A 25,269-nucleotide genomic window follows, 5' to 3' on the forward strand; every position below is an offset into this window, starting at 1 on the left:
TAAATGAAAATCTTAATCATCGTAGACGACTATTTACCGAAGAGTATTAAGGTAGCTGGTAAAATGATGCATGAACTTGCTTTAGAGTTCTTGCATTCAGGTCATGTTGTTACGGTTGTGACACCAGATCCAGAAGAGAAAGAATCTTATTTGCTAAGTGATTTAGATGGAATCAAAGTGCTTCGGTTTCGGTCGGGAAGAATTAAGAACGTCCCAAAACCGATTCGATTAATCAATGAAATATTATTATCTTTCCGTGCCATAAAGGCCTTATCTTCTTGGTTACAAAAAAATCCTCACGATTTAATTATTTTTTACTCTCCGACTATTTTTTGGTCTGGATTAGTCAGATATTTAAAAGAAATTTGGAAATCACCTTCCTACCTAATTCTTCGCGATTTTTTTCCTCAATGGGTCATTGACAATGGTATGATTGGAAAACACTCAATACTCGCATATTTATTTCGTTTCTACGAACGAAGGCTTTATCAAATTGCAGATGTAATTGGAATTCAATCACCTGCCAATTTAAAATGGTTTTCCAAATTCTATCCCAAACTAAAAAATACTCAGCTTTTGTACAATTGGGCCTCTCCGCTAACTAATGAAAACAATGCAAAACTAGTAGATATAAGAAAGGAATACGATTTAGGTGATCGTATTATCTTTTTTTATGGTGGTAATATTGGCCATGCGCAGGATATGAAAAATCTTTTAGTCCTCGCAGAGAGAATGTTAACTTTTTCCAATGTGCAATTTATATTCCTTGGAGCAGGAGATGAGTTTTTACTGGTGAAGGAAACGATTACGCAAAAGAACTTATCAAATTGTCTTTTGCTTGGATCTGTTTCTCAAGATGTATTTACATCAATACTAACACAAATAGATGTCGGATTATTTACCTTACATCCAGATCACAAAACACATAACTTTCCAGGGAAAATTCTTGGATACATGCAAGTCGGAATTCCGATTCTTGGGGCAGTGAACCAGGGAAATGATTTAAAAACTGTGATTGAAGAGGGAAAGGCAGGGTTAGTTTCTTTAGCTGGAGATCACGAAACATTTTATCAAAATGCAGTAACTTTACTTGATAGTAACCATCGCAAATCTATGGGAAAAAATGCGAAGAAGCTTTTAGATACCACTTTCTCTGTTGCCACAACAGTAGAAAAAATAGTTAGCTCTGCAAAAAAGTATGATGGAAAAACGATTCAAAGATGAGCGAATATACTAGAAGACACTCACGTTGGTTTGAACAAATTCTTTTGAGTTATTTGTTTCAATTTTTAACTGGCGGAATTTTACTCATCGTATCTACTGCTATACCCATTTGGGGAATTCAATTTTGGAATTCGGATGATCCAAATTTATTCACTTCACTTTTGACTACATTAACGGCTTTTTTTATTTCTACTTTTTCTTTACGTAAAATCTTTCGTCTTCCAGGTTCTGAGACTGTATCCTATGTAATTCCGGTAGCCACTCTTTGTTTTTTAATTCCTATTTTATATATCCTTTTAACTCGTAAAACCTATTCAATCCAGGTAATGTTAGTTGGTTATTTTGTTACATTATCTTGGTGTTATTTGGGTTTTTTCCTTGGTCGAAGATATAGAATGGTTCGCTATGCTTTATTACCTTTTGGGGAAGCTCGTAATTTTGGGATTGCTCACGGGGCACTTTTTGTAGTTTTAAAACAACCTAATTTAGAAGGGCAGCGTTTTAATGCGATCGTAGCCGATTTTTCCTCAAGCGAAATGCCTGCAGAGTGGGAGAAGTTTCTTGCGAGATGCACCTTGGCGCGTATTCCCGTTTACTCAACAAAAAAAATTAGAGAAGCACTTACGGGTAGAGTTCAAATTAAGCATTTGTCCGAGAACGAATTTGGAAGCTTATTACCGTCTAGCTTTTATGAATTCGTAAAGAGAATGATTGATTTGTTGGCATCTATTATTTCTATTCCGTTTATTTTTCCATTTCTAATATTGATTGCTATCTTGATTAAAATAGAATCAAAAGGACCTTTTTTATTTATCCAAACAAGGATGGGCTTTCAAGGTAAAACATTTAGAATGCTTAAATTTCGTACCATGTTTCATGATAAAAAAGGCAAAGGATTTACTGGATCTGGTGACGATCCCCGAATTACGAAGATCGGAAAATTCTTAAGAAAATACCGCATTGATGAATTGCCGCAGATTATTAATGTTTTTTGGGGCCAAATGAGTTTTATTGGACCACGACCTGAATCTTTTGAATTGTCTCAGTGGTATGAAAATGACGTGCCTTTCTTTGCTTACAGACATGTTGTTCGGCCAGGCATTAGCGGATGGGCGCAAGTGAATCAAGGTTATGCTGCCGAAGTTGATGGTATGAAGATAAAGTTAGAATTTGATTTTTATTATATAAAGAATTTCTCCTTTTGGTTAGATTTTCTAATCACCATTAAAACTGTGAAAACAATCTTCACTGGGTTTGGGGCGAGGTAACTGAAAGTTAATGAGTAAATTTATTGAAATTGCGCAAAATTTCAACAGAATATATCTGAAAGGTTTTTTGTTCAAAAACACAACTTGTCCAATACCGAGGTTATGTTTTTATTTATTGGGTATCGGAATTTATAGCATTCGTCTGACATTACTTATTTCTTTTATATGTTTGATTCATTATCTTTTTAACCTTAAATTTAATAAAATAAGCTTTTTTAGGCTTATCCTAATTATATTCTGGACCTGTTTTGTTTTTCTCTATTTTTTACACTTTCGACTTCCATTTTTTCCTCCTGAGTATGATGGAAGTTTAAGCTTAGTAACTTATGGTGTGAGAGCAATTCCTCTTTTGTTGTTTTTAATCTTAGGGGTACTTCAGAAAAACGATCACATTTACTTTAGTTTGGTATTATTGTTTTCTTTAGGGATGTTAACACATTCAATCTTAAATACCGTGTCAACTTTAATCACTGCAGATCCTCCTTATTATGGACGTGCATATGAATTTTTCACTGGTTCCCGTGTTAATTCTCCAGGAACAACATTACTTGCGAGCTTTTCTTCTCTGCTGTTGCTCGGCTTTTTAGGAGATAAAAATGTAAAGGAAAAGCGATTATTATATTTTCTTTTAGGAATATCAATTCTAATTTCATTGTCTATTTCCTATATATTCATTGCTAGAACATATTTTTTTGTATTAGCTATTGGAACCGTGTTTGTCGTGATTCGGTATGCGAGTGAAACGAAGAACCTCTCTTTTCTGTTTTACTTTGTATTTGTTGTTATTTCAATTTTGATCTCAGTATTTGAATTTTTATTACCGGAAGACTTGAGTGATCGCATAGTTAATGGAGTATATTCCCGTAAAATTCAACATAGTATAGATTACTTTTCCCAAATTGGTCAGAACTTTTTTATTTATCCGAAGTCCCACCTTATTTTAGATGAGTTTTGGTTTCATAATTTCTTTTCTGATGTACATAGATCTTCTGGCCCTTATGCTGCTATCTTTGCTTATGGCGCAGTTTTTTTAACTTTCCTTAGTATTTTTGTAAATTGGAGAAAGAGATACATTAAATCACTCCTAATCATTACTCTACTTTTTATACCTTATTTACTTACATCTATTCCTTGGGAATCATCTGAATACCAGATATTAGTACTTTTTGCTGGGTTTACTTTGTTAACCACAACTTAACAAATAATCCTAGTTTCCATTTTTAGTTTATGAAGAAAATTATTCAAAATTCCCTTTGGTTAGTATTTGATAAGATAATAAAATCTCTTGTTGGTTTGTTTGTAGGTGTTTGGATTGCTCGGTATTTTGGACCAGAAAATTTTGGAAAGTTTAGTTATGCGAATTCATTAATCATTTTATTTTCAACCATCGTGCCTCTCGGAACGGAAGGAATTCTTGTTCGCGAAATAGTAAAAAATAGCGAAAGAACTAACAATCTTCTATATGCATCCTTTTTCCTTCATTTATTTTCGGGTATTTTTCTTTTTAGCATTGCATGCACCATTCTTTATATTCTGAAGTATGAGGATGATTTAACGTTCCATATTGGATTGATACTTGCTGTGCCAATGCTGTTTCGTTTTCTTTCTGTCCCAAGATATTTTTATGAAGCAAATACTGAAATTAAATACGTGGTTTATATTGAGAACTTTTCATTTTTGGTATTTTCTTGTATTCGAGTTTATCTTCTTATTATCAAAGCGAACCTACTTTACTTCATGTTTAGTTTTCTGTTTGAATCAATTGTTTCCTATTTTTCCATTTTTCTTTTTTATATTAAAGGCCAGATAGGGATTGGTCGGATTTCGGTCGATTTAGATCTTATCAAGGAAACGTTAAAGGAATCGTTCCCGATATTGATAGCTTCATTATCAATTATTATATATATGAAAATTGACCAGCTTATGATTGGCTCCATGCTTGGAGATACTCCAATTGGAATTTACAGTGTAGCTGTTCGCTTAAGTGAGTTTTGGTATTTTATTCCGATGGGACTTGCATCCTCTTTTTTCCCAACTTTGATTACAAAAAAAAATCAGTCACAATTTGATTATTTAGAATTGTTGAAAGTGCTTCATATTGTTTTGATTTCCATTTCTTTTGGAATGGCAATTGTAATCCAGTTTATTGGGGAAGACGTTATCTATTGGCTTTACGGTACCCCATATTTAGGTGCTTCCAATGTGCTAAAGGTTTATATTTGGTCAGGTATATTTGTTTTTATCGGTGTAGCAGGTGGAAATTACTATCTCATCGAAGGAAAGCATTCATATGTTCTTATGAAAAGTTTAGCAGGTTTGATTGTTAATGTAGTTCTAAACTATATTTGGATTCCAATTTATGGAGTTTGGGGAGCTGCTTTTGCTACCCTAGTTTCACAATTAGTAGCTTCAATGTTCATTCCATTTTTTTTTCGTGACGTTAGAGAATTGTTTTTTATTCAGCTTTCTGCTTTATCTTTTTGGAAATGGCCTTCCGTTTTGGTGTCGTTTGTTAGACGCTGGCAAACTGGAACACTATAAGTTTGAAAATTTTTTTTGATCATCAAATCTTTTCGCTCCAGACTTATGGAGGTATATCTAGATATTTCTTTGAGCTAATGTCTCATCTAAGGAAGATAAGTGATGTATCAATTCGAAACTCTATTCTGTATTCAAGAAACGTTTATTTAGATCAAAGTTTTCCACACGAGGAATATTTAAATTATGAAAATTGGTTAATTCCAAAATATTTTAAAGGAAAAAATAGATTATTAAAGTTATTTCAAATTCTATCACTTGCTCCTAATCATGATTTAGAGATGGAGAAATTTGTTTTTCAGGAGTTTGGAAAAGGAAATTGCGATATCTTTCATCCGACGTATTATAATCCTTATTTTTTGGATTTTGCGAAAAAATATAAAATTCCGTATGTAATTACTGTTCATGATTTAATTCATGAGAGATATCCATACTTTTTTGAAAACTCAGCAGAAACAATACGGGAAAAAACTGAAACTGTATTGAATGCGAAAAGAGTCATAGCTATTTCGCAAAGTACGAAGAATGATTTGATTTCCTATTATAATATTCCTGAAAACAAAATTGATGTTGTTTATCATGGAAGATCATTTAAATTACAAGGCGCTTCTACAGATATAAAAAAAGAAGAGCGCTATATTTTGTTTGTTGGAAATCGCTCTCATTATAAGAATTTTATCTTCTTTGTTGAAAGCATACTTCCCCTATTAAGAGAGTTCCATGATTTGAAAATATTTGCTGCGGGTGGAGGAGTATTTTCTTTAGAGGAATTGAAGTTATTTAAAAAATTTAAGATTGAGGATCAAGTGGTTCACAAAACATTTTTAAGCGATATAGCGCTAGCACATCTATATCAAAATGCCACTTTATTTGTTTTCCCTTCTTTATATGAGGGATTTGGCATACCTTTACTTGAAGCTATGGATGCCGGATGTCCTGTAGTTTGTAGCAATACTTCTTCCTTTCCGGAAATTGCGGAAAAATCGGCCTATTATTTTGATCCAACTAATTCTGAATCAATAGAAAAGGCCGTGAGAGAAGTTTTAACTAAAAGAGAGTTGCAAGTTCATCTAAGGGAATTAGGTTTCCAAAATATTTCTCGTTTTTCTTGGGATAAAACTGCAATTGAAACATACAAGGTATATGAGAAAGGCATAAGATACTAATGAATTTATCTGTTTTAATCATCGCTTTTAACCGACCTGATCTTTTTTCAAAATTGTTGGCTAAAGTTGTTTCTGTGAATCCTACTCAAATCTATATCTCTATAGATGGTCCTAGAGAAGATAGGGAAGGCGAGAGAAAAAGAGTTGAAGAGGTGATTGCAATTGCAAAGCAAAACTCCCTGTCTTCTAAGATTATTTTAAAGATTAATGAAAAAAACTTGGGGTGCGCTGAAGGAGTTTCTTCTGCCATAAGTTGGTTCTTTCAGAATGAGGAGAAAGGAATTATCTTAGAGGATGATTGTTATCCTAATGAATCGTTTTTTGCTTATTGCGAATTATTGCTAAATATGTATGAAAACGACAATCGAATAGGGATGATATCTGGTAATAATTTTTTCTTTTCTCAGTATTCCATCAAGGAATCATATTATTTTTCCAAGTATTTTCATATTTGGGGATGGGCAAGTTGGCGCAGAGCTTGGGAAGGTTATGAATTAAGAACGTTTGATAAAGTCGAAATTGAAAATACTGTGAATTCTATTTTTAAAAGTAAGAAGGAAAGGGCATTTTGGGTTAAGCAAATAACAAATGCTTTTATGGGAACTATCGATACATGGGATTATCAATGGGTTTATATGAATTTTAGAAAAAAAAGACTCTCAATAATGCCTAAGATAAATCTAATTTCCAATCAGGGTTTCGGAGAATTTGCGACTCATACTGTGGAAAGTGAATCAATATTGAGTAGCATGGCAATTGGAGAACTTAGTTTTCCACTCATTCATCCGAAAAAGGTAGTTGCAGAAGAATTTACAGAATATTTTAGTCGAAGATTAATGTTTCGGCTTCCATTCTTTGAGAGGCTTTTCTATTATTCACTTCGACATATCTTTAATTTTTTTTCCAGACTTGGGATAAGATAAACATGAAATCAATAGATATTGTAATACCTTCATTTAACGAAGAAGGCAACATAAAGTCTCTATATGATCGAGTCCTTAAATTAAATCTTAAAAAATATAAACTGCGTTTGCTGTATGTTGATGATGGAAGTAGGGATAATACTCTTTTTGAAATCAAAAAACTATCTAAGAATAAAAAAGGTATAAAGGTGTCTTATATCTCTTTCTCTAGAAATTTTGGTCATCAAGTTGCATTGAAGGCTGGACTTGATCATTCGAATGCAGATGCTGTAATTTCTATGGATGCGGATTTACAACACCCTCCAGAATTAATTCCGGCACTCATTCAAAAATGGGAGGAGGGTGCTGAGATCGTTTATACAATAAGAAAAGACAATGAAAATGTTTCTTGGTTTAAACGCAATACCGCCTCAATGTTTTATAATATTCTGAATTATTTATCAGGTTTGGAAATTTCACACGGAGCAGCTGATTTCCGTCTTCTTGATAAAAAGGTGATTTTCGCCCTAAGGTTATTTAATGAAAAGAATCTTTTTATTAGAGGGCTTGTTACGGCCATCGGATTTAAAAAAGAATCCGTCGAATATATTCCTGAATTAAGAGTTTGGGGCGTTAGTAAGTATAGTATTAAACGAATGTTTTTATTTGCCCTAGATGGAATTACTTCATTTTCTGTAAAACCTTTGCATTTTGCTACTTACTTCGGTATGGTACTTTCGTTTTTCTCTGGTGTCTATACTATATATGCTATAGTTATATATTTTTCTTCAGATAGCGTAGTCAGTGGTTGGGCCTCTGTACTTACTAGTGTATTATTTATCGGTGGTATGCAATTAATCATTTTAGGAATTATTGGCGAATATCTGGGAAAATTATTCATTCAATCTAAGGGGCGCCCTAATTATCTGATCAGCGAAAAGGATCTCTAATTTAAGTTCTAATGTATTCTAGTATATTTAAAACGGATCAACTTCTTTTTCTTTTGTTTTTTACATTCTTAATTCTGATATGGAAGCGAATTAAGTATGAAAAAACTATTGTATTATTTTTTAGTATTTTGTTCTCATACTATATTTTCGGTCCAAATTTTAAGGCAAAATTTTGGTTAATCGATGATCATGAAATCTTTCAATTCTTAGGTTCTGAATCGAATCCAAGTGGTTGGCCTGATTTTTTTAGTGTATTAATGGATCAGACAGAAGTGGGATTATTTGGTATTAGTACACGTTATAGACCTGCTTATTATATTCTAAGGTTAATTGAAGTTTTCCTCTGGAAGGATAATTCTTTTCTTTGGTATATGTTTCGGTTTATAATAATAGTATCTTTTACCTATTCCTTAATCTTATTGTTTCGGATTTTTTTAACAACACCTGTTGCGTTGGCATGGACTTTCGCTTGTTTTAGTTTTACTTATTGGGCAGATATATATTCTCGTTTAGGACCTGGTGAAACATATGTAACTCTGGGAGTAGCTATCTATATTTTAACTACCTTCAATTGGGATAAGAAAATTCGGCAAAATCTAGGTTCCGTAATTTTACAAGTATTGGCTCTCATGATTATAATTGGTTCAAAGGAAAATATGTTTTTAATGGCGTTTTTACCATTTTTCTTTTTTTCGAATCAATTAAACGAAAAATGGAAGTTCAGATACTATCATGCTCTATATATCATTCCAATATTATTTGGCTTTCTAATTGTATTTGCTGTAATAAAAGCAATTTCTATAAATCCTGTAGATGTGAATGGTAATAGCGCGCAGATTCCAGAGAGGTTGAGGAAATTATTCGCTTTGATTGACAATTCCCTAATCTCACAGCCATTGATTTTGTTTGTTTTACTTGGAATCGTAATTGCAGTTAAAAAGAGTTTCATTAGATTTCTAATGAAATTTTGGTCAGCTATAGCTATTTTATTATTTTTAATCATTAATATACTACTGAATATCGTTTTTTATAGTGGGGAATTGCCTCAAAATAATCGATATGATTTCCCTGTTGCAGTCTTCTATAACCTTTACTTTGTAATTTGTTTAGGATTGATTATTCGAATTATTTTTCCCAAAAAAATAATGAAAAACAGGCTGTTCTTTTCTTTCGTATTTTTAGTTTTTGCCTCTTTCGGTTTTTCTGCTTTCGCTATAAATGAAATCCAGAACTTCTCAAGGAAAAATTCCAAGAGGACATTGGCTTTGCATCAGACGATTGAAACATTGAAGTTTGAATCAAAAGATAATTTAGGCATTATTTTTGTTCGGAACTTCACTGAGTTTGAACCTGCTGATTCGCTCTTACAGTATGCAAAGTATTATAATTTACAATTTCCATTTATTATGGATGTCGATGATGTTAAGTATTATTCTCAATTTCAGGATGGACTCATGTCCTACTTAAGAAATTTAAGTCTCCAGGGAGATATAACGAAAAATTTGAAGCCTCTTGGGAATTTAAAAAAGGAAAATATTGACCATTGCATACTTTTTCATTTTGGGGAATTTTCTTTTAATCCCAATGAAAAATATCCGTTTTGTAAAGAGATAAATCAACGGTTGATTGTTTATTAGCAAATAGTTTAACAAGATACTTGAATTTTTTTCATCACAATAGTATTTTATTTTTTAGAGAGATGTCGTTCTAAAAGTTATGTTTTCCTATTTCTGATTTGTGTGTCGAAAAGTGTTTTAATGATAATTACTTATTACTGTTAAAGAGATATTGATTAATGAGTTCAACAGAAAATATTAATATTATATCAATTGTGACTCCCTCTTTCAATCAGGGAGAGTTTATTGAGAGAACTTTGAAATCCGTTATTTCTCAGGAAGGCGATTTCTTTATCGATTATATTGTTATGGATGGAAAATCCAATGACAACACTGTCGATATTTTGGATTATTTTAAAAAAAAATATGATGTAGGTGAATTAGTACAGGAATTTAAAGGTCGAAAATTTAAAAAATTTCAAATAGATTCGAATTGCAAGGTAAATTGTCTTGGAGTTAGCTATCGGTTTTATTCCGAAAAAGACAAGGGGCAAACGAATGCGATCAATAATGGCTGGAAAATTGCAGAAGGCAATATTATTGCTTGGTTGAATTCTGACGATGTTTATCTTCCTGGTGCCTTAAGCAAAGTTGTTAGTCTGTTTTTAAATAAAGATGTCTATGCTCTTTATGCAATAGGACTCCATATAGATAAGAGTGACAATTTAATAGAATTTTATCCAATTGAAACATATTCTTTTTCAAGGCTGTTTGAATATTGCATTATATGCCAACCGACGGTCTTTTTGAGACGCGATATATTGGATATTATCGGCTATCTAAATGAATCTCTTGGTTATTGTATGGATTACGAGTATTGGCTGAGAGTAGCAAAGAGTTTCGAATTTACATTCCTTCCTAAAACAATTGCTTGTACGAGAATACATGAAAATACAAAAACAAGTCAAAATTTCAACGTACATAACGAAATTCTTGCAATGCAAAAAAATTTGATCGGTAAGGTCTCTGCGCATTGGCTTTTCTTTTATGCAAAATATTTTCTGTTAAAAATGGGAATATTTGGAAATGGAATTTTATTGAAAATCGCAGTTAGGTTATATGCTTATTTCTTAAGGTTAAAATACCAATAATGGATTCAAATCGCTTGGTTTATATTAAAAAGTTTGTTTGGTTGCCATATGGGCAAAAAATGATTCAAGTATTCTGTCTTGAGCAGGGAGCAATAAGAAAAGCAATTTGTTATAATGAATTTTTGAACAAAAGTTTTGAGATTCTTGACTTAGCAGATATTCGGATATCGGATTCTAGCGAAAACTTTCCCTCAAATAGTGAAGAGTTTTTAAGATTTGAAAATTATCTTTGATATTTCTATACTTGCATGGTCCGTTCGTAGTAATAAAGCGAAAACGGGAATTTTCCGAGTGATAGAAAATTTGTTAAATGAGTCTATACACCAAAAGGATTTTGAACTTTATCTGTCTTCTGTTCAGGGCAATATTTGCAGTTTTTATGAATATTTAGAGAATCATAATATACGTATACAATCTGATCGTTTACTGGTGCCTAGGAAATATTCAAAATCTAAAGATAAGGTTTTTCTTCTTTATCTTTGGGTTTTGAATTTAGTGGATTTCAAGAGAAAGGTATTGTATAAGTTTTTCATTCCTAAAATCATTCAATCTATTTTGGATCCTCTTCTTATGATCTTGGGAATGAGGGAATATTTATATCCAATTAGAAGTGAGTTTTTAAATGAAGAGTTTATTTTCCATTCGCCTTACTTGCCTTTTCCTGCTTTTATCAAAAATTCAAAGATTCGGAAGGTAATTTTTATTCATGACTTAATCCCCATTTTGTATCCGGAATTTTTTGTTTCGAATCGTGATAATGTAGTCTGGAAAATTATCCGAGATTTAGACTCTGAAACCAATATCATTACTAATTCTGAGTTTAGTAAGTTGGATATTATTAAATCGATTCCTAATATTAATAAGGATAGGATAAATGTAGTTTTATTGGGATGTGATAAGGTTTTCCATGAAGTAGAATCTGATTTTGAATTAGATAAAGAAATTTTGAAGTATGGTTTAAAAAACAAAAAATATATTCTTACTGTTTCAACTCTTGAGCCAAGGAAAAACTTGAAATCATCAATTCGTGCATTTGTTCGGTTAGTGGAAGAAGGTTTAGATCCCGAGATAAAATTTGTCATCTTAGGTGGGAGAGGATGGGGAGTTGAGTTTGGCACTTTAGAATCCGAATATCCTGATGTTTTCAAGAATCGAATCATTTTTTTGGGTTTTATATCAGATGAAGAAATGGCGTTAATATATTCTGGAGCATTGTTTTTTGTTTATCTTTCTTTATATGAAGGTTTTGGGTTGCCACCTCTAGAAGCTATGAAATCTGGTCTTCCAGTGATTGTTTCAAATACTTCATCATTACCTGAAGTGGTTGGTGAGGCCGGTGTCCTTGTTGATCCTAGGGATGAAGATGAAATTTTTCTAAGAATGAAGGATCTTGTTACTAGTAGAGGTTTACGTAGGAAACTTTCTCTAAAATCCAGGAAACAAGCGTCACTTTTCAGCTGGGAAAAATCCGTGCTTCAACTTAAAAAGATTTATCAAAATATTTTAAAATGAAAGTTTTATTCGATCATCAAATTTTTTTTCAAAATAAATACGGCGGAATCACAAAGATTTTTTTTGAAATTTTCAAAAAACTTGATCAAGAAAGGATTAATTACTCAATTCCCCTTGATTTATCTAGCTATGAAGATGGAAAAATTTTCAGTCAGTTTGGAGCTAGACAAATAAACCAAGTTAAACCTTTTTCATTATATGGCCTTTATAAAGTAACTTTATCAATATTTCGCAAATTAGGATTGCAAATTCCAGATTTTCTTTTGAATAAAGAAAGCGGTATCCAAAGATTTAGCCTTTCTAGGGAAATTAAATTTGTTAACGAAGAAGTAGTTTCTGCCCTTACAAATAATGAATATACTGTATTTCATCCAACCTATTATCATCGCTATTATCTTAATTCGATTGAACAAAGTAAAACTAAACTAGTTTTAACAATTCATGACTGCGTACATGAATTGTTCCCTGAATATTACGGTTCAAACAATTTTTTACTAAGAAATCGCGAAATACTTTCGAAAGCCGCAGATCGAATCGTATGCGTCTCCAACTCAACCAAAGATGATTTTCTTAGTATTTATAATCATATTCCAAAAGAAAAAGTTTTTGTAATTCATAATGCAGGTGATCTTTCGAAGGAACCGGTAGAAGGGACTCAGGACTTTGGTGCAGATTATATTTTGTTCGTAGGTAATAGGGGAGAATATAAAAATTTTGAATTTCTCTTAAAAGTTTTTAGTTCATTATCCAGAGAAAAAAAACTTATTCTTGTCTGTGCTGGCGGAAAGTCGTTTAGTCCGAAAGAATTAAAGAATATAAATGGATTAGGATTGTCTGACAAAGTGAAGCATGTCTCATTTTCTTCAGATACTGTATTAGCGAATCTTTATCGAAATGCAAAGTTATTTGTTTATCCCTCGTTATATGAGGGTTTTGGCATTCCATTATTGGAAGCTATGTCAGTTGGTTGTCCTGTTTTCTGTAGTGACATTAAAGTGTTTAAGGAAGTTGCAGGTGATGCTGCCGAATATTTTGACCCCAAGAATGCGACTGCCTTTTGTGAATTGTTACTGGAAAACTTAAATTCAACGCACAAGTTAGAATCACTTCGAATGAAAGGCTATGAACGGGTTAAGGCTTTTTCCTGGGATAAATGCACTAATTCATATTTAGAAATCTACAAAGAACTGAGTAAAGTTTAATTGAAATCAATACCTCTGGTTACTGTCATTACCGTTGTCCGCAATGCCGAGAAAACAATTCAAAGAACTTTGGTCTCTGCATTAGAACAGAAAAATGTAAGTTTAGAAATTATCGTTTGGGATGGCCTTAGCACAGACGGAACGCTTAAACAAATAGAAAAATACCGTAGGCAGTTAACGATTGTTTCGCAGAGAGATTTTGGTGTTTATGATGCTATGAATCAGGCATTAAAAATAGCAAATGGGAAATGGATTCTTTTTTTAAATGCTGACGATTATTTTTTATCTAGTGATTCATTGAGTTTGCTATTGAGTGAAGTTGGAAATACTGAATTTGACTATGTATGTGGTTGTGCCACTTTGTTTTTTGGATTAAAAAAATGGCCTCCTAAAACTTTGACTGACATAGATTATTTTTTAGGAAATCCTTCCAATCATCAAACCTATTTATGTAAAAAGAAAGTTTACGATCATTTAGGAGGATTTAACACCCAGTATAAATATGCTGCAGATGTAGATTTTATGTATAGAGTGATTCAAGCTGGGTACAAGGGACTTCCAGTTTTTAAGTCGATTGTAAATTATTCACTTGGTGGATTATCATCAAAAAATATTTCCGCAGGTGTTGATGAGTTGGATAAAATTAGATCTAATTTTTTGAATTCAGATTTGGTTTTTGCAAGGGAATCGCGATTAGTCTTTCAAGATGGTTTAGAATTTTCCGAACAGTTTAAAAGCGAAGTTTTTTCCCGAAAATTGTCAAAAACGCAAAAAAGATTTTTGGATGATTTTTTTAAATTTAACAAATCGATTGAATCAACATCATTTATTGAATTAAATCGAAAACGGTTTGTCCGTTTTATGAAAAATATAGCGAAGAAGTTTGTGTTTTTTATTCTTAAATTTATTCCTTCAAGATATATATGAAAAAAATTTTAATCATTGGTGCAGGTTTCTCTGGAGCAGTTGTTGCGAATTCATTGGCTAAGACAGGTCGTTATTCTATCGATGTAATTGATGAACGAAACCATATCGGTGGCAACTGTCATACTGAAAGGGATAAGGAAACTGGTATTATGGTTCATAAATACGGACCACATATTTTCCACACAAGTAACAAGCTTGTCTGGGACTATGTGAACCAATTTGACCGTTTTCATCCTTTTGTAAATAGAGTGAAGTCAATATACAATGGACAAGTCTATTCTCTCCCAATTAATTTGCATACTATCAATCAATTTTATGGTAAGGCCCTTTCTCCGGGAGAGGCAATCGATTGGATTCAATCAAAAGGTGACAAGTCTATACAGGAACCAAAAACATTTGAAGAACAGGCTAAAAAGTTTGTTGGAGAAGAGTTGTATAAAGCATTCTTTTATGGATATACAAAGAAACAATGGGGGTGCGAACCATCGGAATTACCGGCATCAATCTTGAAAAGACTACCAGTTCGCTTTTCTTATGATGATAATTATTATAATGATCGATATCAAGGGATACCTGAAAACGGGTATTCTTATGTTATTGAAAGGATATTAGCACACGATTTAATTAGAGTAAAATTAAATCAAAAATTTTCAGGCGAAAGTGATATTGATTTGGATTACCATCATATTTTTTATACAGGTCCTATTGATGCATTTTTTTCCTTTCGTCATGGGCGACTTGGTTATCGCACTGTATATTTTAAAGACTTTCGAGAAGAGGGCGATCATCAAGGGAATCCTGTCATTAATTATGCAGATGAGTCAGTCCCATATACTAGAATACACGAACATAAACATTTTACGCCTTGGGAATCTTTTGATAAAACCATCTATTTTGAAGAATACAGTAAAGAAACTACTGAAACAGATATTCCATATTATCCTAAGAGGCTAGAGAGTGATTTGAAAAAACTTAAGTTATACGAAGAAGAAGTCAGGCTTATACAAAAAGTTAGTTTTTTAGGACGTTTAGCTACGTATCGATATTTGGATATGCATCATATTATTGAAGAGGCGCTTGATTGTGCGGCAAAATTTTTGGAATCGGACAAATCCGTTTAGAATTCGAATTTATAGGCTGATCAAATAACTTCATTTTTACTTTTAAAAATAAATCATTTCCACATCCTGTCCATATTCCCATGCCTAAAGTTTCTGTAATAATGCCTGCATATAATGCGGTTTCCTATCTGGAAGAGTCTGTCAATTCATTGAAAAACCAAGGATTTCAAGACTGGGAACTTCTACTGATAGATGATTGCTCTAAGGATGAAACGGTCTCTCTTGCCAAAAAAATTGCAAAAACTGACCCCCGAATCCAAGTCGTTCAAAAGGAAAAAAATTCGGGATCGGCAGATACTCGTAATACAGGAATTAAACTAGCTAAGGGTGAATATATTGCTTTCTTAGATGCTGATGATTTGTGGGAACCAGAATTCTTAGAAAAAATGATTCCATTTATGCAGAAATACCAATCTCCATTTTCCTTTTCTTCTTATCGTATAGTTGATGAAAATGGAACCGAATTTTGTGAACCATTTATGGTAAAGGCAAAAGAGTATACATATCGTGATTTGCTTTTTTATAATCGTGTTGGCCTACTTACTGCGATTTATCATGTTCCTAGCGTAGGTAAAAAATTTTTTGATCCTAGTTTAAAAAGTCTTCGTGACGATTATGCTTTATGGTTGGATATACTTCGGGAAGGCAAAAAAGCATTTGGAAATTCTGAAATTTTGGCTAGATACCGTGTTCGCAGGGGGGCAGCGACATCTAACAAGAAAAAAGTGATGTTTGCCCATTTTCGGATGTTAAAAAATCGAGAAAAACTTAGCTTTTTCTCCGCTTTGGTTCTCACTTTCATTCACGGGATTCGCGGGCTAAGGAAATATAAAAATAAATAGGCGCCATCAACACCACATAGTCTTTTTTACAGCTTGACTTCCCTTAATCTAAAGAATTCCTAGAAGGTAAATATGGTCGCTAGACGTAACCTCGGAAGTTCCGGGAAAATCAATAAAACTTCCCTTATTATCCCTATTTATAATGAATCCTCTCACCTTGAGGAATTTTTAGATAAGGTCGATTCTTTAAAATTACCTACCCCCAAGGAGCTCGTTTTTATTGACGATGCCTCCAGAGATAACTCCCTTTCTATTTTACAAAAATATCGGTTCCGTTCGGAACATAAAATCTTAATGCAAGAAAAGAACCAAGGCAAAGGGGCAGCTCTGCATAGAGGTATTTCCGAAGCTACTGGCAATATTATCATTGTTCAGGATGCTGACTTCGAGTATGACATGGACGAAATTCCTATGTTGATTACACCGATTGCTGAAGGAAAGGCGGACGTGGTTTTTGGGTCTCGATTTAAGAAAGATGGACGTCAAGTACATCGCACCTTTCACTATCTGATCAATCGCATTTTAACGATCTTGTCCAATATCCTAAGTGGGTTGTATCTAACAGATATGGAAACTTGTTATAAAGCTTTCCGCGCTGAAATTATTCAAAATATTTCGCTTGAATCAAAACGTTTTGGTTTTGAACCAGAGGTTACAGCAAAAGTTGCCAGATTGAAAGTCAAAGTTCAAGAGTTTCCTATATCTTATTATCCAAGAAATTATTTAGAAGGTAAAAAGATCACGTGGAAAGATGGGATTGCTGCATTACGTCATATAATTTTTTTCAATTTATTCGCAAACAAAAGGGAATTCTTTCACAAGTCTCTCCCGGAAAAATATATACCTAAGACTGCAAATTGGCTTTAAACCTATATGGTTAGGTTTTTACCTTTTTTTGGGGAAATGTTTCTTTTATTGGGGTTGGTATTTGTTTTTCAATCTCATACAAACCAAAAGAACTTTCGCATTGACCTCCTTGGACTTGGTTTATTCCTCTTTATCATCTATACTTCTTTCCATTGGCGCTCCTTCCTTTTGGAAAAAAGAAAATACTGGGATCTCTTTCTTACTATCTTTCTAACCTGTTTTGTCTTTTTAAAAATCGCCGAATATGATCCAGTCCAAGTTCTCCCGCAAAAAATGGGAATCAAGGTGATTTCTTTTATTTGGATTTTGTTTCTTTTATTTACATTTAAAAAGTTATCTGAGAATAATTTTTCTTTAATAGGTCCATTTCTAGCAATTATTCCCGCAATTTCCTTTGGCGATTTTATGGCATATCCCTCTGTGCCTATTGCCTTTGCGATTGTTATGGGAGGCAAAAATTTAAAATTTTATCGCACAGCAAAGTTATCTACATTTTATTTCCCATTACTTTTGATTTTGCTTTTAATCTTCAAGGATTGGTGGGATGATTTTGCCTTACAACGAGCGATCCTAGTTCTTGAAGGATTTATATTCTTTCGTCTTTTTACCATTTGGGAAAGACAGAAAACTCTATTCTTTTTAAAATCTTGCGTTTTGTATTTTATATTAAATTCTTGTTTTTTGATTTGGAAAATCTTTCAAGATCCGAATTTTCAGATTACTTCATACCATGAAGATATCTTCCTCATTCCAGTTAGTTTACTCGCTTCTAATGCCCTCTTAATCTCAGGAGTTTCAGTAATCATTTGGCTTGAGCCAAAACAATCACAGCTCCAGAAATATCTTAATGTTCTCGCTGTTTCCATATCTATCGCATTTCTTGGCGTAACCATTTCAAGGAATTCTATTCTATCTTTTGCTGTTTTTGTTACTATCTACTTTCTATTTTTAGGCTCCCCTAAACGTAAGTTATATGGCTCTATTTTTGTATTGTCCCTTTTGGTATTAGGCATTTTTATTTTTCTTAAAACAGAAAAATCAGTTTTCAGTTTGGGAACGACAACTATACGGCTCTCGATATGGAGTTTTTATATACTAGCTACACTCAAGTCGAATCCATTTTTTGGATTTGGTTTGTTTCCTGAAAATAAAATACCGTTCAGCATAACCGATGTCTCAGATACTAATAGTGCTTTTTTTATTCGTGATTATATTTTAAATTTTAATAGTTTTCCGTTAGCACACAATCTTTATGTACAAGTTTTCGGTTCCTTCGGGATTGTTGGCTTTCTATTAGTTCTTATTTGGTTCGTTTATATAGCATATACTAAAAGACATTTTTTTCGAACGTTATGGATGCATAACTCCGCTATTTGGTGTTTACTGTTGGTTTGGGCTTTGCATGAATTATATGATTTTAATACTTTGGAAATCTCGAATATTTTTTTGTTAGTTGGGGTTTTTGCATTAATTGAATTTCCTTTTGATAAGGAAAGTGTAGAGAAAAGGCCGAATCCCTCTAAATACGCTATTATCGTAATTGTTGTAATCTTAACTGCAAGTAGCTTTAGGTTTTCTTTAGTTGAACATTTTACTCTAAAATATAGTAAATATGTAATACCACATAATTTTGAATTCTTTTTGCCTAAAGAAACGGATGCCACTCGAACAAATTTAGAAATTCCAGTTCGGTCTTCTTCGACGTATCAATTTTTAGGTAATAAGTTTTTCTTTTTAAATCTTGCTTTAACTCAATCAGAAAGCAGCCAAGCGAATTTAATCGAAAAGTGTTTTCAATACCAGTTATTGCCTGCGATTTGTTATTCGAAACTATTGGGTTACCAAAAGCAGAATGAAGTATCTACTGGTTTAGTGGGCTTGACGGAATATTTGTTATCATTAAATGATCCATTTGAAATATATAAACGAGAGTCTCAATGAAAAAAACAAGCGTTAGTTTTGTGATCCCATGTTTGAATGAAGAGAAAACACTTCCTTATGTATTGGAAAAATTGGTAAGAATAAAGGAAGATTATTCAAAAAAAATGGATATAGAAATTTTGGTTTCAGACAATGGAAGTACTGATAAATCTATATCTATAGCAAAGAAATTTGGTGTAAGGGTTGCACCTGCTAAGGAACGCGGGTACGGTGCCGCACTAGATTCTGGGATTAGAAATGCAAAAGGTGATATCATTGTTTTTGCCGATGCTGATGATACGTATGACTTTTTAGAAGCACCAGCTTTAATTCTTAAACTTGTTGAAGGCGATTATGATATGGTAATCGGCTCACGACTTGATGGAGAAATTCATAAAGGTGCGATGCCTTTTTTGCATAGATACTTAGGTACGCCGGTTATTAATTGGATTATTAATTTATTATATTCTAAGAAATTTAAAATTCGCGATAGCAATTCCGGGTTTAGATGTTTTAAAAAAGATAAATACCTTTCTTGGGATATAAAAAGTAAGGGAATGGAGTTTGCTTCTGAATTGCTAATCAAAGCATTGTTGCACGAGTCGAAAATGGAACATGTGCCGGTTTCGCTCTACCCGGATAAAGAGGGTAGAATCCCTCATTTAAAAACATGGCGTGATGGAATGCGTCATCTTTTGCGGATTTTGTTTTATGCTCCGCATTTATTTGAACGATGCGGCCTTGTGTTATTTTCTTTCTTCTGGTTGCAGTTGTTGGTCGGCTTTTTTGTTGGAAAAGTCATTTCCATTGCTGGGATGAATTTATATGGAATTCATTCAATGGTATTCTTTGCCTTTTTATCCATTTTGGGACTCAGTCTTTGGGGAACAGGTTTGTTAATAGCAACGAAACAACCCAGAATAAGCAAAATGTACCAAAATATTTTGTCGATGGAAGAGGATCGCCTCTTTTTTGTTTTGCTAAGTGGTCTTGGTATTATCGCTCTGGCCATCGTATTGGTATTTTTGCAATGGCAAAAGAGCGGATTTGTTTTTATCAACTTGGAACGTGAGTTTATTGTTGCTACAAATTTGAGTTTAACATTATTCATTTTTGCACTCCAAGCGGTAACGGCTCACATAATCAAACGAGATTAGGAATGAAGTTTTCCAAGAGACTTGGTATATATCTCCTAATTGGATTAATCCCATTCTTCTATCGTTGGAAGTGGAATGAGAGTTCTGTATTCATATCTAGTGATCCTGAGATAAAATACTATCAATTGATTCATAGTCAAAATGGTGGTAAGGCCGAAGAGTGTTTTTTTCCTGCAAAGGATTTGGGTTTTACTCAGTCGATGCTTCCCTTTGGTTATCCTTGGGCATTTGAGTTGAAGGATGGACGCTGTGTTTTTCAATATCCTGTTCTTTTCACATGGCTTCAAAAGATTCTTTTGATTGGGATTTCTTTAAAATGGATCTCTTTTTTCCCCATTCTTTTTTTCTTTTTAAATTTTCTCCTATTGGATCATATCATTTCTCGAATTGATCCTGAAGGAATTAGAGTTTTATTGTCTGTAGTTATGATTCAGTGTTTAACTCCGATTTTTTTATCCTCACTTGACTATTCTGAGCTTACCATCACGAACTTCTTTTTTTTAGCTTCGATTCTTTCTTATCATTTGTTTATTGAGAAAAAACAATTTAGATTTGGGCTTTTATTAGCCGTATCAATCGTATTCAATTTTCAGCTTAGGCCAGAATCAACAATCGCTCTAATACTCTATTTAAGTATTTCTTTTCTGTATGAAAAAGACAAAGTCGGTCTCCTTAAAAGTTTTTCTCCTTATGTTTTCTTAAGTGTATTACTTATGGCTATTTTTTCCATTTGGAATCAATCCGTTTATGGCCACTATTTAGGAATGCGTGGTTTGAATACGATGATGGATATGGAAAATGGGCAATTTTCACGCAATCTACTTGGGGAATGGATAGCAGATCTTTGGGGAAACCAATTTAAGATTGGAATATTTAGAGGTTACCCCATTTTGTTTTTAGGATTCATTTGTTTTGGATTAAAAAAAGATAAAAGAATGTTCGCCTTTTTAACCGCAGGTTTAGTTTTTCTTTTAATGCTTCCCATTATTTCTCCTTATCGTGCTGGGGTGGATATATTTGGAATGCGTTACTTTGAAAGTGGAATATATCTACTTATGATTGGTGTTTTTCTAACTTTTGGAAATCAGAATTCAAAATTGAAGTATTATCTTTTGGTTTTACCTTTTCTTTATTTTTGTTATAAGTCTGATTCTCGAGCAATCAAACAATGGACTTCTTCTGCAAAATTATACCATCAAGTGATGAATACATTTGATGAGTTAAGTCCGGATTTAATTGTCCATAGAGGCCTTTCACTTTCTTATCTTGTTGGTATTAGTTATGTGAAGTATCCGCAGATAGCCATTTATTCCAATGAAGATTGGTTAAAAGTCGAAACCATATTGCGAGACCAGAAAAAAAAGATATTATATTTGGAGTGGGAGGGTAACCAGCTCGTAAATAATGAGTTTCCTGAAAAAATCTGGAAACAGAAGTTCGATATAAACTTTAAACTAAATCCTAATGCCTATGTTATTCAATCGGAACACAAGATTGCACATTTCAAAGGATATTTGCTGGAAAGGCCAAAGTGAAACAATTAAAAGTTTGGTTATTTCAATTTTTAAATTTTTTAACTCGAAAACAAATTCTTGTTATTCTGTTACTTGCATTAGTATCTTTTTTTGTCTATAAAAGAATTACTTGGGACTCTGGAATTAGTCCACTGATTCAATCTGATTCACAGATCAAACTTTACCAAACGATTCAATATAAGGAAAATGGGCTTAAACAACACGAGTGTTATTCGAAAAATAATGAAATAGACCCTGAATATCGATTTTATCCCTTCCGATACCCTTGGGTTTATTTCATTGGTCAGGATGGTGACACAAAAGAATGTGTTTTCCAATATCCAACATTTTTTGCACAGTTTTTTTCCATTCTCCCATTGCCTTACCGACTCTTCAATGGAGTAGTTTTACTTTTATATTTTTTACTTACGGTAGGTATCGTTTTTTTTATTCGTTCTGTTTTTCATGTTCGTAAAGTTGAAAATCTATATTTGGCATCCATTTTATTTTTAGTTGGTTATTGTGTTTCCAGCGCTATTGAGTTCTCGGAAAGTATTCCTTCTCATATTTTTTTATTAACTTTTTTTTATGGAGTGTTGTCCTTAGAAAGTTCAAAAAAAAGAGCAGGTGTTGTCGAATTTTTGGCCGGGTTCGCCGGAGCTGTATCGATTTTTCTTCGTTCCGAATCTGCTATTTATATCGGAATATTGGGTCTTATGGTTTTGATACTGAACCGCTTTAGGTTATTATTTCTAGTTAAAAAATATTCTTTGCTTTTGTTTGGTCTTACTATCGCTATAATTTTGTTAGGTGCGTATAACTTAATTGAGTTTGGTGAAATATTAGGTGTAAGAAGCAAGGTAAGTCTCAATGACTTTCATCGATTGCAAATAAGTGATAGATTGTATTTTTTTAAAGAGTTTATGTTCGGCAATACTTTTCGGACTGGATTTGTATCCTACTGTTTTCCATTGATTATTTTTATTGGTTTTGTGGTTTATCGCGGAAGCTTATCAAATTCGCAGAAACTAGTGCTTTGGGTTGGACTTTTATCTCTGCTTTTGGTTGTAATCCTGAGTCCTTATTCTCAAGGCGGATTGTATCTTGGATTACGATATACAGAGTTTTCTTATGTGCTGCTTACCATATTTGTGATTTCAGTCTTTGCTAATGAAGGAAGTGCAGATAGACGCCAGTGGTTACTTTTATTAATTGTATTACAAATTGCTTTGGGCTTTTACCATGTTAAGCGAAATTTTAAAACAATCGACTTTGTAAAAAAATACCATGAAATTTTGCAGTCGGAATGGCTTAAATATTCAGATGCCCCTGTTATTCATTTAAGTACCTTCGATTTGCTACTTATTTCTGATTCCTTTCTAAAAAAACCTCATTTGATAGCAAATAAACAAAGTGAGTTCAGTATTTTGGAAAGTCGATTGTTTAAGCTGGGAATTCCCAAATTTCAGGTTTTCGTTTATGATTTTAAACCACCTAAAGATGATAATATTTCCGATGAGTTTTATGACGAATGGGTAAATTCTAAATACGAAATTGAATCAAAATATTATAAAAAAACATCGGACTCAAACACTGCGGGTTACCGGTATATGTTGTGGGAAAAAAAATAAAACAATGAAGTTATTTTTTTGATCATTTAGATTGTTCCCTTAATTTGTTTGCGTAATTCAAAATAAGGCGAAGCTTTTCTGAAATTTTTTCTTCATTATCTTTTGTAAATTTCCAAAAGATGACAAGCGGTATTAAATATAGTTGGAAATGAATTCGATCAAAAGCTTGTTCTAAGTGTACTTGCGGGTCAAGTGAGGTTAGAAGAAAAATCCCTGTGTAAATAGAAATAGAGATTAGGTAGAGTAATACAGTGATCCTTAAATTCAAACTTCCCCAAAATAGAACAAGAAGGAGTAGGGTCAAAAGAAAGCCTTTTGTGAGTGAAAGATAAAATTTAAGAAAAAAATCTATTACTAACAACCATAGACTTCCATTTAGCAATCGTTCTAGGATAAAATTTGTTCCGGGAGAAGATTGGTTGATTGCTTTAAAGTCTGAAGATAAAAAGCTACCTTTTGCTAGTAAATACCAAGTGGGAGCACCAAATGCAACCAATAGAAAAAGACCTAGGATTAGAAATTGTTTTGTAATTCGTCTTTCTATATAGCTTAAGAAAAAGAAAAAAACTAAAATGACGATTGTGATTAACAAGGCTTCACTTTTTAAATTAGTAAGTAATGAAAGAGATAAAAATAACAAAACTTGCGATTTTTTTTTATCTCTTTCTATTAAATAATAGGTAGCAATCGCAAATGTCACGGAGACTGGAAAGTCTGCACATAAATCAGATACCACAAGTAAATAGTTGGGGTGGAATAAAAAAGTTCCAGTAAGAATGATAAAACCCCATCTTATAGATGGATTCTTTATCTCTAGTAACCTATCTGTGAAAAATAAATACAATAGAGCCAGATATAGATAGTTAGGAATTTTGGCTGTAATCAGGAAACTGTTTACACTGGAAAAAACAAGGGATAAGTCTGCATGGAGTAGAGGTATTCCCAGTGGATAATTTGGCATTCTCCAATATTGGTTCCAGAGAGGTATGGGATTTCCATCCAAAATGGAGAGGGCTAACATTCGACCTTTTCCAATCCACATAGCATATGCATCCAACATTCCGAAGGGATTTAAACTTAAGCGAATTTCTGTTATATAGCCAATCAACATAAAAAGTAAAAAATTGGCAAAGATCGAAACAAAATCTTGTTTTTTGAATTTATACTTTTTTGATTGGTGAAGGATATGTAAAACCCCAAAAATAAATATGATTACAAGAAAGTATAATAGTCCTGTGTAATATTCAGGAAAAAACCCAAGCATGATAAAAGATGCCAAGTTCGTTAAAAGTACTAGGATCAATAAATTAGTCATTGTTTCTCCCAAAAGCAGATAGAGTAGAATTCACCGGTTATGTTTGGTTTACAATTTTGGAAAAGTTGAGCATTTTTATTTTCAATTTTTGAATCGGGATTTGCGATGACTATGTGTCCAGACTTGGGTAGTTTCATCTCAAATGAATTTAGGCTAGTGGGCGCTGCTGCCATTTGTAAAACATCAAATTGAAAAACTTGATTATCAATGTAATATAATTCTTCATTGCCTTGTAGTTCTCTAAATTTTATTGAGAGAGTTGTGATATCTTGAAAATGATTTGGATAAAACATGTGCGGATAAGCTTGGACAAGTTGTTTCATTGAATCCAAACTTTTTTTTGTGGATCGTATTTGTTTTGTTAGATCTCCCCATATTTGAAACGATAATAATATTAAATATATACTAAGGGCAATCGTTAAAAATTTCTTCGTTTTTTCTTTCATATGGAGTCCCAATTTGAACGGGAAAGATAAACCAATCTTTCTTTTTGATTAAAAACTGAA

General features: G+C 32.8%; 22 protein-coding genes. 20 read left to right on the forward strand and 2 right to left on the reverse strand.

Annotated features, from left to right (window positions below):
• The first annotated feature begins 3 nt into the window (after positions 1–3).
• The 20 genes from ND811_RS11025 (at position 4) to ND811_RS11120 (ending at position 23,448) form a co-directional block, all read left to right on the forward strand.
• Positions 4–1,224: a glycosyltransferase family 4 protein gene (locus tag ND811_RS11025; RefSeq protein WP_265352068.1), complete on the forward strand. Its 1,221-nt coding sequence runs from the start codon at positions 4–6 to the stop codon at positions 1,222–1,224.
• A complete protein-coding gene (locus tag ND811_RS11030; protein WP_265352067.1) occupies positions 1,221–2,492 on the forward strand; it encodes a sugar transferase in 1,272 nt (423 codons plus the stop codon). Before ND811_RS11025 ends, ND811_RS11030 begins: the two co-directional genes overlap by 4 nt.
• A 331-nt stretch (positions 2,493–2,823) precedes the next feature.
• Positions 2,824–3,690, forward strand: coding sequence for a DUF1229 domain-containing protein (locus ND811_RS11035; protein ID WP_265352066.1), 867 nt, complete (start codon positions 2,824–2,826; stop codon positions 3,688–3,690).
• Positions 3,691–3,719: 29 nt separating this feature from the next.
• Positions 3,720–5,033: a flippase gene (locus ND811_RS11040; protein WP_265352065.1), complete on the forward strand. Its 1,314-nt coding sequence runs from the start codon at positions 3,720–3,722 to the stop codon at positions 5,031–5,033.
• A gap of 2 nt (positions 5,034–5,035) precedes the next feature.
• Complete coding sequence (locus ND811_RS11045; protein WP_265352064.1) at positions 5,036–6,196, forward strand: glycosyltransferase family 4 protein; 1,161 nt, start codon at positions 5,036–5,038, stop codon at positions 6,194–6,196.
• Positions 6,196–7,119 (forward strand): glycosyltransferase family protein, encoded by a 924-nt coding sequence (locus ND811_RS11050; protein WP_265352063.1) that lies wholly within the window; start codon positions 6,196–6,198, stop codon positions 7,117–7,119. Before ND811_RS11045 ends, ND811_RS11050 begins: the two co-directional genes overlap by 1 nt.
• A 2-nt stretch (positions 7,120–7,121) precedes the next feature.
• The gene (locus tag ND811_RS11055) at positions 7,122–8,048 is read left to right on the forward strand and encodes a glycosyltransferase family 2 protein (RefSeq protein ID WP_265352062.1); all 927 of its coding nucleotides are present in this window, start codon (positions 7,122–7,124) and stop codon (positions 8,046–8,048) included.
• A gap of 257 nt (positions 8,049–8,305) precedes the next feature.
• Positions 8,306–9,685 carry a hypothetical protein gene (locus tag ND811_RS11060; protein ID WP_265361174.1) on the forward strand — a complete coding sequence of 460 codons (1,380 nt, stop codon included), beginning with the start codon at positions 8,306–8,308 and terminating at the stop codon, positions 9,683–9,685.
• Positions 9,686–9,843: 158 nt separating this feature from the next.
• Positions 9,844–10,755 (forward strand): glycosyltransferase family 2 protein, encoded by a 912-nt coding sequence (locus tag ND811_RS11065; RefSeq protein ID WP_265352060.1) that lies wholly within the window; start codon positions 9,844–9,846, stop codon positions 10,753–10,755.
• Complete coding sequence (locus ND811_RS11070) at positions 10,755–10,988, forward strand: hypothetical protein (RefSeq protein WP_265352059.1); 234 nt, start codon at positions 10,755–10,757, stop codon at positions 10,986–10,988. The genes ND811_RS11065 and ND811_RS11070 overlap by 1 nt, the downstream gene beginning before the upstream one ends.
• A complete protein-coding gene (locus ND811_RS11075; protein WP_265352058.1) occupies positions 10,972–12,267 on the forward strand; it encodes a glycosyltransferase family 4 protein in 1,296 nt (431 codons plus the stop codon). The genes ND811_RS11070 and ND811_RS11075 overlap by 17 nt, the downstream gene beginning before the upstream one ends.
• Complete coding sequence (locus ND811_RS11080; RefSeq protein ID WP_265352057.1) at positions 12,264–13,469, forward strand: glycosyltransferase family 4 protein; 1,206 nt, start codon at positions 12,264–12,266, stop codon at positions 13,467–13,469. The genes ND811_RS11075 and ND811_RS11080 overlap by 4 nt, the downstream gene beginning before the upstream one ends.
• Entirely contained in the window at positions 13,470–14,396 is a 927-nt protein-coding gene (locus ND811_RS11085; protein WP_265352056.1) for a glycosyltransferase family 2 protein, read from the forward strand.
• A complete protein-coding gene (gene glf, locus ND811_RS11090; RefSeq protein ID WP_265352055.1) occupies positions 14,393–15,517 on the forward strand; it encodes a UDP-galactopyranose mutase in 1,125 nt (374 codons plus the stop codon). Before ND811_RS11085 ends, glf begins: the two co-directional genes overlap by 4 nt.
• Positions 15,518–15,597: 80 nt before the next feature.
• Positions 15,598–16,359 (forward strand): glycosyltransferase family 2 protein, encoded by a 762-nt coding sequence (locus tag ND811_RS11095; protein WP_265352054.1) that lies wholly within the window; start codon positions 15,598–15,600, stop codon positions 16,357–16,359.
• Positions 16,360–16,431: 72 nt separating this feature from the next.
• A complete protein-coding gene (locus tag ND811_RS11100; protein WP_265352053.1) occupies positions 16,432–17,226 on the forward strand; it encodes a glycosyltransferase family 2 protein in 795 nt (264 codons plus the stop codon).
• 36 nt (positions 17,227–17,262) lie between these two features.
• A complete protein-coding gene (locus ND811_RS11105; protein ID WP_265352052.1) occupies positions 17,263–19,167 on the forward strand; it encodes an O-antigen ligase family protein in 1,905 nt (634 codons plus the stop codon).
• A complete protein-coding gene (locus tag ND811_RS11110; protein WP_265352051.1) occupies positions 19,164–20,303 on the forward strand; it encodes a glycosyltransferase family 2 protein in 1,140 nt (379 codons plus the stop codon). Before ND811_RS11105 ends, ND811_RS11110 begins: the two co-directional genes overlap by 4 nt.
• 2 nt (positions 20,304–20,305) lie before the next feature.
• Positions 20,306–21,838, forward strand: coding sequence for an LA_3751/LA_3752 family putative glycosyltransferase (locus ND811_RS11115; protein ID WP_265352050.1), 1,533 nt, complete (start codon positions 20,306–20,308; stop codon positions 21,836–21,838).
• On the forward strand, positions 21,835–23,448 hold the full coding sequence (locus ND811_RS11120; protein ID WP_265352049.1) for an LA_3751/LA_3752 family putative glycosyltransferase: 1,614 nt from the start codon (positions 21,835–21,837) through the stop codon (positions 23,446–23,448). The genes ND811_RS11115 and ND811_RS11120 overlap by 4 nt, the downstream gene beginning before the upstream one ends.
• Positions 23,449–23,470: 22 nt before the next feature.
• On the opposite strand, the gene ND811_RS11125 is transcribed toward ND811_RS11120, so the two are convergent.
• A complete protein-coding gene (locus ND811_RS11125; RefSeq protein WP_265352048.1) occupies positions 23,471–24,763 on the reverse strand; it encodes a hypothetical protein in 1,293 nt (430 codons plus the stop codon).
• Positions 24,760–25,209, reverse strand: coding sequence for a hypothetical protein (locus tag ND811_RS11130; protein WP_265352047.1), 450 nt, complete (start codon positions 25,207–25,209; stop codon positions 24,760–24,762). The genes ND811_RS11125 and ND811_RS11130 overlap by 4 nt, the downstream gene beginning before the upstream one ends.
• Between the last annotated feature and the right edge of the window lie 60 nt (positions 25,210–25,269).

This window comes from Leptospira soteropolitanensis (assembly GCF_026151655.1).
GTDB lineage: Bacteria > Spirochaetota > Leptospiria > Leptospirales > Leptospiraceae > Leptospira_A > Leptospira_A soteropolitanensis.